The organism is Pseudomonas sp. SJZ078 (assembly GCF_007828255.1).
Taxonomy (GTDB): Bacteria; Pseudomonadota; Gammaproteobacteria; order Pseudomonadales; family Pseudomonadaceae; genus Aquipseudomonas.
Genome location: NZ_VIUG01000015.1, coordinates 1 through 12,737, shown reverse-complemented (window position 1 = coordinate 12,737; position 12,737 = coordinate 1). Strand labels below are relative to the sequence as shown.

The window sequence follows — 12,737 nt, the reverse complement described above, 5'->3', positions numbered from 1 at the left end:
TTTTGCTCATCAACAGAAAAAACCATTAAAACAGGCATTTGCAAGCAAACGAGAAGGCTGTCACAAAATCGCAAGACGCCATTCGTCCAGTCGTGTCCGTTGTGCATAAGCGCCCAAGCAAATCGGCATAACGGTCGAAAAATCAGGAGTGGAAAGCACCAGCCATCACATCCCTACCTGCGCCAAACAGGTCAAGGCGTGCTCCAGGTCCCCCTGAACAACCGTGCCTGCCAAGCCGAGGACAAACCAGGAAAGCTTCCGGTTCTCAGCCGACCTAAGGTCCGGGCAAAAATAGTCAGAATTCAGGGGTTTACAGAAATCACTCAATCGCTATAATCGTCGCCCACACGCCGGTATAGCTCAGATGGTAGAGCAACTGACTTGTAATCAGTAGGTCCCGGGTTCGATTCCTGGTGCCGGCACCACATTAGGCTCCATTGCATTCCACCGAATGCTCTGGAAGCCCCGAAAACCCGCCATTTGGCGGGTTTTTTCGTTCCAGGACCCTCTGTCGGGATCCAACAAAATCCCCCTTCCCCGAGGGTATGTTAGGGGTACTGCGATTTTCCGGTCAGGAGCGCGTACCCCTATGCCACGTCTAGCGATCCCTCTCAGCGACCTGCAATGCCGCACGGCCAAAACCCGCGAGCGCGCCTACAAACTGTTCGACGGTGGCGGCATGTACCTTTTCGTCAAACCCAATGGCGTGAAGACCTGGCGCTTGAAGTACACCAAGCCCAACGGCAAGGAAGGTACGCTCATCATCGGCAATTACCCCATCGTTACCCTTTCCGTCGCACGACGTAAGCGAGACGAAGCAAAGGCGCTGCTGCTCGACAACCTCGACCCAATGGAAGAAAAGAAGAAGGCCAAGATCGTAGCCCAGCGGGCGGCACTGCTTTTCGAAACCGTTGCTCTGGAGTGGCACGCCGACATGTCCCGTCGCTGGACCGAAGGACACGCAAAAACCGTGATGAGCCGACTGCGTACCCACGTCTTCCCGCTGATCGGCCAACGACCCATCGCTGAACTCGATACCCATGACCTGCTAGAAATCACCCAGCGCATCAAGGAACGCGGCACCATGGATGTGGCGTTAAGGGTACAGAACTACTTATCCACCATCATGCGCGGGGCCAAAAGGGCTCGGCAGATCACCATGAATCCTGCACTGGATCTGGCAGGCTCAATTCACGCGCCGCGCACAGTCCATCGCCCGGCCCTATCCCTCAACCGCCTACCCGAACTGCTACACCGTATCGATAACTACAACGGCCGCGAGCTAACGCGCCTTGCTGTGCTGCTGACTTTGCATGTATTCGTTCGCTCCAGCGAACTGCGCTTCGCTCGATGGAGTGAGTTCGACCTTCAACGCGCCATGTGGGAAATCCCCGATACGCGCGCACCGATTGAAGGGGTACGCAACTCCACACGTGGGACCAAGATGAACGGCGACATTCAAATGGTTCCGCTATCGCCGCAGGTCATCGAAATACTTGGGCGCCTGCGCAGCCTCAGTCGCTTTTCAGAGTTGGTGCTACCGGGCGACCACAAGTACTGGAAGCCCATGTCCGAGAATACGGTGAACACCATGCTCCGCAACGTCGGCTATGACACCAGCAAGGACGTGTGCGGCCACGGCTTCAGGACCATGGCCTGTAGCGCCCTACTAGAGTCCGGGTTATGGACCGACGCTGCCATCGAAAGACAAATGAGCCACAAGGAACGCAACCGTGTGCGTGCCGCGTATATCCACAAGGCCGAATTCCTCGAACAGCGCAGGCTGATCATGGCGTGGTGGAGCAACTACATCGACGCCAACCGCCATGGGCATGTAACGCCCCACGAATTCGCTCACCCGGTCGGCGACAACATCACCGCCCTACAAAATAGCCGTGGCGCATCCAAACGTGGGTAAGCCAATGAGATCACCGCAGTCCGCCCTTACACGCGGGTCCATCCAAGCAGGGCTGCAAAGCCGCCCTGTTTGGATGGACCTCACTTAAAAAATCTAAAGCCCACGCAACTGTCTGTGGAAAACCACAGATTTCCACCGGTGGATAATTTCATCCACAGCCGCAGAACCCCCAAAAATTCGAGCCTTGACCCGAATTATCCACAGGCGTAGAAAAGATCGGGCAAAGCGCTGTCGTTGACAGCAACCCAGGTAGCCAGAACCTTTGAGGCTACGCCACACCGTGGTGGTTCTCCCAAAGTGCGATTAGCGTCCGGCGGCTCGCGCGGTCACAGCGATGTGATGGATGCCTACTTCTACCAGAGTGCCCATTGCGGCAACTCATACCCCTTCCTAGCTGCCCTGCAGCAACTTATCCGCTTGGCCATTTCACTGCGCCAACCTGCGCCCGTCTCTTTCTCCCGGAAAGAGACGGGCGCTCCTACCGCTGCTGCAGCCCAACTCGTACAAGGCTTTGCGGCATTTCCCCTCGTGACAATCGGCGTGACAAACACCGAAATCACCAGCAACAGCGATGCAGATGATGGTGCCGCAGCCCAAGGAACGGACTGCACCTGACTGACAGTCAGGCATGCCCCGGTCATCGCTTCACTGCCTTCACCCGACTCAGGATCTCGCGGCGCCGGTCTCGTCAGCCAGTGCAGCCTCCACCCGCCCACTTCCACCGAAGTGTTCAGGAGGCCAGATCATGAGATGCCCAAGCTCCCGGTCGTAAAGAGCCGTCAGTCCCGCGTTAGTGGACAACCCTCACAGGTCGCAGGGGCCTTGATCCCTGATAACACTCAACATTCTTGGCGGGATGACGTGGGGAAAGCTTCAAGGGTTTGGCTTCGAGAGGAGTTTGATCATGGCATTGGTCGATAGACGGGATGGGCGGAATTTCGGTTATGGCCGGCAACTGAGCTACGCCGGGCCGCAAGCGCTGAAAGATCTGTTTGGCGGCGGACATTACGGCACGGTCAAAGCGCACAGTGATCGGTGGCAGGCGTTTGTTCGGTGGTGTCGGTCAGAGGATGGGCCAGGGTTTAACGATGCGCGGCAGATTGATCGGCAGACTTTGCTGGATTACGCCGGGCATTTGCGGCAACAAGTTGAACATGGTGAGATTGCAATCGCGACTGCGCAAAATCGGTTATCCAGCATCAACCGCACCCTGGCGGCACTTCGCGGTGATCAGTATGTGAAAGTGCCGAGTCCGAGCAAAGCGCTGGGCATTCAGCGCACGGCTGTTCGCACCTCCGCGCCGCAAGGCCAGGATCGTGAGCAGCTTGAAGGCATCATCAATGCCCTCGGCGAGCACCATCTGCCACGTGCCACCGCTATTGTGCAGCTGGCAAGAGCGACCGGCATGCGCTTGCGTGAAGCTATCCTGGCGGACCTCGTGCGATTGAAACGAGAAGCGGAACAACTCGGCAAGATCAACATCCAGGATGGCACCAAAGGCGGTCGCTCGGGAGCGTTCGCACCTCGCTGGATAGTTGCAGATGAATATGTTCGGGAGGCATTGAACTACGCCGAGCATGTATCGCCCGAAGGTAGTCGTAACCTGCTGGCACCTAATGAAAGCTACCGAGACCTCCAACTGGCAGTCCTCCGTCCCGCACGGGACATCCTGCATACCCATAACCTCAAAGGCTTTCACGAATTGCGGGCGGCCTATGCGTGTGAACGCTATGAGCAAATCACTCAGCATTCTGCGCCCGTTAATTGCGGTCATTGCTTTCAGCTAGACCCACGTTTGGATCGTGAGGCTCGGGTGCAAATCAGCTATGAACTGGGTCATCGACGTATTGATATAGCGTCGGCATACATCGGAGGCCGAGTATGAACAAAGTATTTGATATGGAGTTGTTTCTGGCGGGAGCTCTGAGTGGGTCGCATGCCACCTGCTTGCGCCACATTCGGCAGGCCACGGCCATTCAGACTGCAATTGCCGACCGCTGGCATCGAGACAATCCCTGGACGTGGCAGCAAAAGCATCTCGTGTGGTTTTTAAATCACTGCCTGAATAGGCATGCGGAATCGACACGCTATTACTTTGTGCTGACGATGCGGTTACTTACGAAACGGTTAGGGAAGTCTTGGCAATTCGGCCACTAGGCATCGGACTGCAGGAAGAGGCATTTCATTCTATCCAGAGCGTTTTTACGCGCCTTCACCACTTGGTGCGAGGGCGTTGCCGTGTGTGAAACACACCGAGGATTTGGAGGCGATCACCACGTACTCGATAGGGAATGAGATAGGACCAGTTCGGCACTGCCCATTCGCGCGTATTTTTGACTCGACCTTCACGGCCCATGGCTGGAAATTGGGCCAGCTTGTCCACGCTGGCAAAGATCGCATCGGAGAAGTCGTCAGCAGCCTTGGGGTTTTCAAGGGCTATGTAACTAGCTTCGTCTTCCAGGTTTTTGAGGGCTTTTTCCAGCCACTCAACGCGCATTCCTGCTCCAGCGCCGGGCTCGCATAGCTGCTACCTGCTCATCGGTGGCGAATTTACCTTGATCGGCTTCCTCTACCGCAAGTTCGATCTGTGCAGTCAGTGTCCTCTCGTGCTCGATGTAGTCGCGAAGAACGTCCATCGCCAAGTAGCTCACACTTTGGCCATTCGTCTTGGCCAGATCGGCGAGAGAGTTCGAAAGGTCTTCCGGCAGGTTCAGGGATATCCCGGTCATGGCAGCCTCGCTAGTGAACGTTTGTTGGGAATTTTACACCGTCAAGCGCCCACATAAATTAGCAGGTCGTCGCGAGGAACTTCACGATGTTTTTCGTTTTCAGGCTGATCTGCTTTGCTGCGTTTGCTTGAGAATTGCGGCATAAGCAGGCATTGGCGTCACGAAAGCGAGGAAAGCCAAGGAAAAAATTGCCACCTATCCGATCTCATCGGGCTTCCTATTTTTCAACATCAAATGATGTTATAAAAGCGGAAATAATCTGATGGAGGCATCCCTGTGACGCCGAAGCAAATTTTTAATCTGCAAACCTCCTCCAATCAAGAGTTGCTCGAAGCCATTGGGGTGTCAGAGGCCGAGCTCAACTCTGTCGTTCTGCAGTGTTATCGAGCTTTTGCTTCGGTGAGTCCACTTCATCCAAAAGGCTACTCTGGGACGAGCGGCTGGGCTGATGGCACTCAGGCAATCAGAGCAATTCTTCTCCCGAAAAGCTGGAAGCCGACTAACCCCAAGGGCCAGCCAAGAGTTGTTTCTCCTGGCGGACGTTACGCAATCACGGTTAGTAGTGGTGATGTGAATACTGGGAACCCTAACCAGACACCACAGACGAAGAATGCTAAAGGTGCGCAAACCTCAAAAAGTGTAGCGTTCAATTCAAGGCAGGGAGATCTGTTTCGCTCTGAGGCGTCTTCGACAGTGGAGCTCCCGTCTCGTGATGATGAGCAGATGCTATGGATTCTTCTGTATTACGTAGACCTTGCTGGTGAAGAGATTCGGTATGAGCTTTCCTGCCCTATTGCAATCGGGGATAACGGAAAGGTTGACGGTTGGTCTGCTCGGATTATCATGCCGGCGATCCGTCTGGGGACACCTGATCCTTTTGGTGCGCCAGATCCTGAACAGAACCTCGATATTCCGGTTATTCCAAAATTATGAGAGATATAAGCGATTTCAACCCTAGCCGCTTGGTACTTGCACGCCAGCGGCGAGGATGGACAAAAAAATCGCTTGCTGATTTGGTGGAGCTAAGCACAAAGAGCATTTCAAACTTTGAAAATGGAGATTCTCCACCGACAGAGCAGAGTATTCTTGCTTTAGCTTCGAAGCTCGACTTCCCGGTCGAGTTTTTTTTCGGGCCTGACATTCAAGCTCCATCAGACGAGAATGCCAGCTTTAGATCTTTCTCTCGCATGACGGCTGCGCAGAAGAATGCTGCCTTGGCGGCAGGTGGGATCGCCTACCTTTTAAGTGATTGGATCGATCAACGATTTGATTTACCTAAAGTGTCGGTGCCGGATCTGTCTGGCATGGATCCTGAAATGGCAGCTGAGTCTGTTCGCGCTGCATGGGGGTTGGGACATTCGCCCATAAAAAATATGGTTCATCTCTTGGAGTCCAGGGGAGTCCGAGTTTTTTGTCTTGCGGAAGAAACTAGCCAAGTAAACGCTTTTTCTTGTTGGCGCAGGGGTTCTACTCCTTTTGTTTTTTTAAATACCATGAAATCAGCAGAGGCCAGCCGCTTTGATGCTGCGCATGAGCTTGGCCATCTGGTTCTTCATCAGCATGGGGAAAACAAAGGAAAAGAAGTTGAGCATGAGGCTAATGCGTTTGCCTCCGCATTGCTAATGCCTAAAGATAGTGCTCTAGCGTATGGTTGGCAGTGTAGAACAACTGCTGATGTAATTCGCTTAAAGAAATTTTGGAACGTTTCAGCAATGGCTCTGGCTTTCAGGTTGCACCGAGTTGGAATATTGACTGAGTGGCTTTATCGGAGCATTTGTATAGAGCTATCCAGTATGGGAGCAAGAACTAAAGAGATTAATCCTGGGCCTCATGAAACTTCACAAGTATTACAAAAAGTTCTAAGTTATGCGCGCGACAAAGGATTATCAGTTAAATCTATTGCGCACGAACTAAATGTCACGGCTAATGATTTGAACCAAATTCTCTTTGGATTGGCGCCAGTGGTTATAGAGGGGAACCTCAATACAACGGAGCATAGTGTCGTTGGAAAAAAACCAGTGCTCCGTCTAGTCACGTGATACTTTCGTGCCATAATCCTTATAGTGTTAAGCGTATGTACTGCTTTTGAGCATGGCCATACATGCCATATAGCCCAGTTGATTGTAATACCTGGTGTAGTGGCAAATCAGTTTCTGATATTTACCATTACTGCCCCGAGACCAAAACAGCTCCGCTGCCGCAGCATGTCGAGGTTCGACCTCGATCTTGAGAGGAGCCCGTCAAGCGGCGGTTAGGACGTGCTGAGGCGCAGGCACTATTTGCCGATACTAATATCAGTACATCCCCATGCATTGTAACGCTAGGGGATATACGCTGATAATTTATGCCCAAGGCTATGTCAATCGGATAGCAGATTCGGCCTAAATTTTAATTGGAGTCAGCTTTTTTCGCGTTCTCGAGGAGGAGATGGCGAGCGTGGGCTTCCCTGCGCAGCCTTCAAAGACTCTTGCTTCCAGGTGGGCCACTGCTCTACGACCCGGCGAGACTCATTGAGGTAATTGATAAAATCTTGCTTGTTGCTGCTCATATTAGTTTTCCTCTATGTACCTTGATAGCAGAGCTGCAGCTATGGTTTCACGTTCCATGTACGAACAAGGCAACATCTGGGTGCGCAATTTAGCATCAGTCTCTTTCCAGTCAATCGTTTGGCCATGCTCAGTTTTGCGGGCGACTGGATACCCGCTACCGAGATTTGTGGAGAATAGGTTAAAAAAGCTTCTAGGTCCAACGCCAATAAATGGTTCGAAAACGACATTTTTACTGCGTTTGTCTAGCGAAATTGAGTCTGAATGAAACTCTAAGGCTTTGCTTTTTGGGTAAGGCTCGACATATACAACTCGTTTAATTCCAGCCGCAACTATATGTTTAGCGCAGTTGTGGCAGGGAAATGTTGTGCAGTACAAATCGCTTTCTGCAGTGCTGACACCAGATCTCGCACTGGAAAGTAGCGCCTCCATTTCAGCATGAACAACACGCCCATATTCAGTAATGTCTTTAATTTTACTGTTTTTGATAAGCGGTGCCAGCTCCTCTCGATATTTTTCAGGCACTGCTTCTATTATGCCTTCAATTATTAACCGCTTTTGGATCGCGTTCGAATCTTCTCCTTTCATGTAGTCTCGGCCATCGGCGACATCAGTGATTTCTTGAGTCGTTTCATCTTTGTCTGGCCAATACAGCCCGCCATGGGCTTTGGGGACGTCATTTGCCCCCGTCGAGATTATGCAGCGGTTTTTTGTAAGTACGGCACCAACTTGCCGGGAAAGATCTGCGGACCTTAAAGAAGCTGAGAAGGCCATAAACATAGCATACTCATCAAATGTTGGTGTTATATATGGCTTTCCAAAAAGCAGATCTAGAATTCTCCATATTTGTTTTTTTAGAGAGTCAGAATTGCCATTATAATCAATGAAAAAATCTGAAAGATGGTAGGTATCGCGAGTGTGTTGACCGTACTCTTCTCTTTCGTCTGCGTCTCTTTCTATTAGTCTAGAGGCTTGCTCTTTTGTCATTGATTTGTCTTTTGTTAAAAACTCATACCTTCGTGTGTGATCCGCATGTACGCCAATGAGAAAAAAGCCATCTGAATATATTTTTCTGAGCTTTTGGACTTCGGCTGGGCTTTTTAATGAATTTATAATAAAAGCGTTGCGCCGAAGTGGTTCTTGTTTCCCCCTGGACTTATTTATTTGTGCCGCTGCCCCTAAAGCCAATATCGAATTATCTCGACTTTCTTTGCGCAGCCTATTACCTTCTTCCATGTAAGAGCTTATTCGGTCGAACTCATGTGTACTTTGCGAAGGGTTCCCGATGTTTGCAATTATATCAGCAGATATTTTTATATTTCTAGTTTCGTATTTGAATATTTTCAGCCGATCAGTTATTAATTTTGATACTTCGGGAAGATCTGTTCCGATTGTCCCAACGAGCCCTATGATAAGTTCGGAATCAGAATATGTATCGTCTATAAAGTATGTATTTTCTGAGGTATCCTCTACAGATAGCTCCGCAACTATTTCTTCAGCACTTCCCGACACTTCTCTGGCATCAGCTTCATTATGAGCTTCAGTATTCAAGAGCGGTTCTACCGATGCTCTAAGTTTTTGAGCAAAATGAGCTTTACCTTGAAACAGAATCCCACCAGTTGATGGGTACCAATTTAATATTCCTTTGCTTTTTGTTTTAAATTGGTGTTGGTTATTATTTATTTCTCGCCACTCGCCGGCAGAGGCGAGTGGTTCAAGTTTTTTCTTGAGCTCCTCTAAACTTCCATCGAATCGCATGCTCATTCCCTTCAACCGATTTTTTTGTAATTAAACATGTGAAACTGGCGCAGCGTTGGGCGCAATTCCATCAAGATAGCCCCGAAATCTTTCGTTGGCTAGGTATCGGGCTACGGGTGTGAGTGATTGAGCAAACTGTCTCTATCTTTGTCGGTTGAAGACCTAGGGTTTCTGGCTTGCCTATTTTAAATTGACAGCAATAACTGACTGTTTACTCGATGACCCATCGCAGCTGAAATCTCATAGGAGCTCTCGCTCTCTAGTCAAAGGATAACCGGCCACGCAGCTTCGCCGAGGGCTTAGACGGAAAACGTAAGGTGAGCACCAAGCTTTTAAGGATAGAAATAGAGGTAAATGAGAGCTGAATATGAGTGCAACATATTAATATTATTATTATTTTTAGTACGGCTCGACTCCTGGTGTCACCATACAAATAAATGCTTGCAGCGATGCAGGCCTTTTTTGTTGCTTCCTCGGGCTAGCACCGGGCTAGCAGTAAACAGCCCCCCTCTTTTCCCCAAAAATCACACCACCTCAATGAGCAGGCTCGCACCACCAATACGGCCCTATTTTGGCTATTCAGAAAAAAGGGTGAACAGGAATGGGTAAATGCGGAGACTTGGCGGCTGAGTAACGACCGCCAAGTCTTAAAATGTGTCTGACTGGTGAGTAACACTACTCCGCTTGGATACGTTCCCATTCCCGCGCATATTGCTCAGTTTCATTGACGCAGTCTTCGCACAGAACTGCCTCGTAGTAAGCCTCGCTCTCCAAAGCTGCAACCAAAGCTGCGCCTTCTAATACGGCCTGGCAGTCATTGTGGTGGTCGCCCGGATTGGTCACCCCATCGCAGGCTCTAGTCAGCAAAGGAGCAAGCACATTCTTTTGAAGGGGACTCAGATTGTCGTAACCGTTATCAACGGCCCGTTGAGCAATCCCCCTAACCTTATCCTCTTCATTGTCCAGGCTCCCATTTTTGTGGAGTGCCTCTAAGACCTTCTGTTCATCGCTCATTCATTCCTCCTTGTAGGTTGTGCCATTGCGTCAGCAGTAACGGCGACACGATATCACCGCGTTGAAGCGGTGCGGACCCGACGTTACCAGACGCGCCGCAAACACTCCCACCACAAACATCACTGCAGGGCCGCGTATCTACCTATCCAACTTGTCGTGCCTCCCGCCAAACCTTCATGCCACTATCGCCAATGTCAGCCATCGCAGAAGGATTGAAAGCATGGAACGGTACGGAAACAGAGGTGGTGATTCAGGCGTCGCAGGGTACGAGATTGGACCAGGATCAATAGTCGTCGCATTCAGCGATGGATGGAAATATCTCTACGATGGCACGCAACCTGGCGCAGCCGTGGTTTCCGAGCTGCAGCGGCTCGCCCGATCTGGCCACGGGCTCAATAGCTACCTAACCAGGGTGGTAAAAGGAAGGTTTGCCAGGAAGTTCAGGTAGCGTTTACGGGGGGTAGTGAAACGCTACCCCCTCCACCAAAGGTAGGCGGAGACTTCCTCAATTTGAGGGGGTATAAATCTCCCTCCACGAACAAAAAATGGGTATTCCCCTTTCTTAGAACTTAGCGAGCCACGCAGCCAAAAAACGGTGTGGAAAAGTAGGGATTCAGGGATCATGAGGCCCATGGCCATCATTTTTGGCAGCCTATAAGGACATTACCCGTGGAACCTTCAACAACCATCCAAAAAATGATGGCCAACAACCGCATCGTGGTTCCCGCATACCAGCGTGCCTATTCCTGGGAGACACCCACCGATACTAGTAGCCGCAGCACCCAGACTGACGTCTTCCTTTCGGACTTGGAAGAGTACCGAGCCAGCAATACCCGAAGCCCGTACTACTTCGGGCATTTTCTGTTTGAGGAAGCCGGACAACTCTTTCGGGTGATCGACGGCCAGCAGCGTCTGACTACCCTGACCTTGTTTCTAGCAGCGCTGTTCACCCGACTCAAATCCCTTCGCGAATTGACCGACCCCGAGCATATTTGTTTCGAAGACATGATAAGGCGGCGCAGCGAAATCCGCTTCAACACAGTCGACTATGACAATCAATTGTTCGTCGACTACGTAATTGACCAATCCAAAACCGATCACCATGGCCTTGAAACCGCATCCGCCCAGCGAATCGTTCGGGCATTCGACTACTTCAAGGTGCAACTTCGAGATAAATCGGAAGATTATTTGACCGAAATGTTAGCAATCGTCTGCCAGGCGGTTTGCACCACACACCCGGTGCGAGATGAATCAGAAGCGATTCAGATGTTCATCTTTCAGAACAACCGCGGTAAACGCCCCTCAAACCTTGAAGTCGTCAAGGCGCAGTTTATGTATACCGTGCACTTGCATGGTCATGACGACGATCATAAGGCGCTGTTAATCGCCGAAATCAAAGGGCGGTTCGAGAACATCTACAAATCCATCTCCTCCATTGAATACCGAATCAACGAGGATGATGTATTGCTATACACCCTTCGTGTTGACTTCAATTCTCTATGGGAAAGCAATACTCTAGAAAAAATAGGGAAAATGCTCGCTGGCAAGGAACCCATCGAGTTCATTCAGTCTTTCACCCGATCGTTGTCTGCTAGTTTCCTCCACCTGTCCGATTTTTTTGGCAAGCACGAGAAGGAACATTTCCAGATCCATTCGTTGGTGACGCTCAGTGGGATTGCGATCACTCTGCCGTTTATCATCAAGGCCTATCGCTACGCTTTGCCGATCACTGACATTGGTGCACTGTGCAGCGCTTTTGAAGGTTTGATCGTGCGCCATCGACTGATTGGTACGCGTGCCGACATTACCGCTCGAATCAACGGAGTTTATGAAGCCTTCACCACTAAAGACAGTAGTATCACCCCGATACTTGAGCACATCGATTGGTTGAAAAACACGGATCAATCCTGGTGGGCCTATTGGAATACCGAGAAATTGGAAGAGGCGCTGCAGGGGGAAATCAACCATGCAACAGCCAAGCACCTGCTCTGGAAATATGAGATTCACCTAGAGCGTCGCGGCCAGCGGGGCTACATGCCAAAGCGTTTTGACACAATCCAGAGCCCAGAACTCGAGCACATTGCACCTAGGAGTGAACCCACAGGCATGCCCCACGGATACGATGAATACGATGAAACGTTCACCTCTGAATATCTGAACTGCCTCGGCAATTACCTACTGCTTTCCAAATCCCATAACTGTGCCGTGGGCAATATCGTATTTTCCAGAAAGCTGGCTACCTACACACACAACGCACAGCAGCGAGAAATAGCCACGTTCGTCACCAACATGCAGATTTGGGGGAAGGACGCGATTCAGTTAAGACACGACAAAATAATTGAAGCGTTGATGACTGAGCTATGAGGCGGTGCTCACCCTAGGATGCGCTAGCAGGCCCTAGGTCAGGCTGAATGTGAATATTTGGTACTCGCCAGTGAAGCCCCAGTTCGATTCCACTAAGCGCCATAACTAGCTGATTTATTTATAGTTACTAGTTGGGGTACGCCGAATTTTCCAGCGAACTCCAGACGCCCGAAAAACCTAGCCCCGCAGAAACATACCGTTCGTCTGGTGCCGGCACCATACAAGACGAAGCCCTCGCAGAAATGCGGGGGCTTTGTTGTTTCTGGGTGTTCACTTTTCCTCCACACCCTGAAAAAACCTGTGGGAGCGAGCCTGTTCTGGTCAAGTTTTTCCGGACACCGATTACGGTGATCAAGCTGCCTGCTGCTCCATGGCTATTGGCGGCAGGTAGTTGTTATGGCTGTGGAG

The 12,737-nt window shown here is 50.8% G+C and carries 10 protein-coding genes and 1 tRNA gene; 7 read left to right on the top strand and 4 right to left on the bottom strand.

Annotation, left to right across the window (positions count from 1 at the left end):
• Positions 1-349: 349 nt before the first annotated feature.
• From FBY02_RS14960 to FBY02_RS14940, 4 genes are all read left to right on the top strand, one after another.
• Positions 350-425: transfer RNA gene (locus FBY02_RS14960), tRNA-Thr, on the top strand.
• Between the two features lie 164 nt (positions 426-589).
• Positions 590-1,918, top strand: coding sequence for an integrase arm-type DNA-binding domain-containing protein (locus FBY02_RS14955; RefSeq protein WP_144928785.1), 1,329 nt, complete (start codon positions 590-592; stop codon positions 1,916-1,918).
• A 904-nt stretch (positions 1,919-2,822) separates the two neighbouring features.
• Positions 2,823-3,803 (top strand): integrase domain-containing protein, encoded by a 981-nt coding sequence (locus tag FBY02_RS14945; protein WP_144928781.1) that lies wholly within the window; start codon positions 2,823-2,825, stop codon positions 3,801-3,803.
• Positions 3,800-4,075 (top strand): hypothetical protein, encoded by a 276-nt coding sequence (locus FBY02_RS14940; protein ID WP_102059944.1) that lies wholly within the window; start codon positions 3,800-3,802, stop codon positions 4,073-4,075. Before FBY02_RS14945 ends, FBY02_RS14940 begins: the two co-directional genes overlap by 4 nt.
• A 55-nt stretch (positions 4,076-4,130) precedes the next feature.
• Here FBY02_RS14940 and FBY02_RS14935 read toward each other — a convergent pair whose 3' ends face one another.
• On the bottom strand, positions 4,131-4,415 hold the full coding sequence (locus tag FBY02_RS14935; RefSeq protein ID WP_102059943.1) for a type II toxin-antitoxin system RelE/ParE family toxin: 285 nt from the start codon (positions 4,413-4,415) through the stop codon (positions 4,131-4,133).
• Complete coding sequence (locus FBY02_RS14930; protein ID WP_010453436.1) at positions 4,405-4,647, bottom strand: CopG family ribbon-helix-helix protein; 243 nt, start codon at positions 4,645-4,647, stop codon at positions 4,405-4,407. The genes FBY02_RS14935 and FBY02_RS14930 overlap by 11 nt, the downstream gene beginning before the upstream one ends.
• A gap of 276 nt (positions 4,648-4,923) precedes the next feature.
• On the opposite strand from FBY02_RS14930, the gene FBY02_RS14925 reads away from it, so the two are divergent.
• Both FBY02_RS14925 and FBY02_RS14920 read left to right on the top strand, forming a co-directional pair.
• Positions 4,924-5,580 carry a hypothetical protein gene (locus FBY02_RS14925; RefSeq protein WP_123361095.1) on the top strand — a complete coding sequence of 219 codons (657 nt, stop codon included), beginning with the start codon at positions 4,924-4,926 and terminating at the stop codon, positions 5,578-5,580.
• Positions 5,577-6,686 (top strand): ImmA/IrrE family metallo-endopeptidase, encoded by a 1,110-nt coding sequence (locus FBY02_RS14920; protein ID WP_123361094.1) that lies wholly within the window; start codon positions 5,577-5,579, stop codon positions 6,684-6,686. The genes FBY02_RS14925 and FBY02_RS14920 overlap by 4 nt, the downstream gene beginning before the upstream one ends.
• A 510-nt stretch (positions 6,687-7,196) precedes the next feature.
• Here the strand turns inward: FBY02_RS14920 and FBY02_RS14915 are convergent.
• A complete protein-coding gene (locus tag FBY02_RS14915; protein ID WP_178115367.1) occupies positions 7,197-8,951 on the bottom strand; it encodes an anti-phage dCTP deaminase in 1,755 nt (584 codons plus the stop codon).
• A gap of 675 nt (positions 8,952-9,626) precedes the next feature.
• Positions 9,627-9,965, bottom strand: a complete 339-nt coding sequence (locus tag FBY02_RS14910) for a hypothetical protein (protein WP_102059940.1) — start codon at positions 9,963-9,965, stop codon at positions 9,627-9,629.
• Positions 9,966-10,634: 669 nt separating this feature from the next.
• Here FBY02_RS14910 and FBY02_RS14900 point away from each other — a divergent pair.
• Positions 10,635-12,329: a DUF262 domain-containing protein gene (locus FBY02_RS14900; RefSeq protein ID WP_256662523.1), complete on the top strand. Its 1,695-nt coding sequence runs from the start codon at positions 10,635-10,637 to the stop codon at positions 12,327-12,329.
• Positions 12,330-12,737 lie beyond the last annotated feature (408 nt).

Excerpts from the sequence above, each read along its gene's own strand:
- FBY02_RS14955 (WP_144928785.1), top strand. The coding sequence starts at position 590 with ATGCCACGTCTAGCGATCCCTCTCAGCGACCTGCAATGCCGCACGGCC.
- FBY02_RS14945 (WP_144928781.1), top strand. The coding sequence starts at position 2,823 with ATGGCATTGGTCGATAGACGGGATGGGCGGAATTTCGGTTATGGCCGG.
- FBY02_RS14940 (WP_102059944.1), top strand. The coding sequence starts at position 3,800 with ATGAACAAAGTATTTGATATGGAGTTGTTTCTGGCGGGAGCTCTGAGT.
- FBY02_RS14935 (WP_102059943.1), bottom strand. The coding sequence starts at position 4,415 with ATGCGCGTTGAGTGGCTGGAAAAAGCCCTCAAAAACCTGGAAGACGAA.
- FBY02_RS14930 (WP_010453436.1), bottom strand. The coding sequence starts at position 4,647 with ATGACCGGGATATCCCTGAACCTGCCGGAAGACCTTTCGAACTCTCTC.
- FBY02_RS14920 (WP_123361094.1), top strand. The coding sequence starts at position 5,577 with ATGAGAGATATAAGCGATTTCAACCCTAGCCGCTTGGTACTTGCACGC.
- FBY02_RS14915 (WP_178115367.1), bottom strand. The coding sequence starts at position 8,951 with ATGCGATTCGATGGAAGTTTAGAGGAGCTCAAGAAAAAACTTGAACCA.
- FBY02_RS14910 (WP_102059940.1), bottom strand. The coding sequence starts at position 9,965 with ATGAGCGATGAACAGAAGGTCTTAGAGGCACTCCACAAAAATGGGAGC.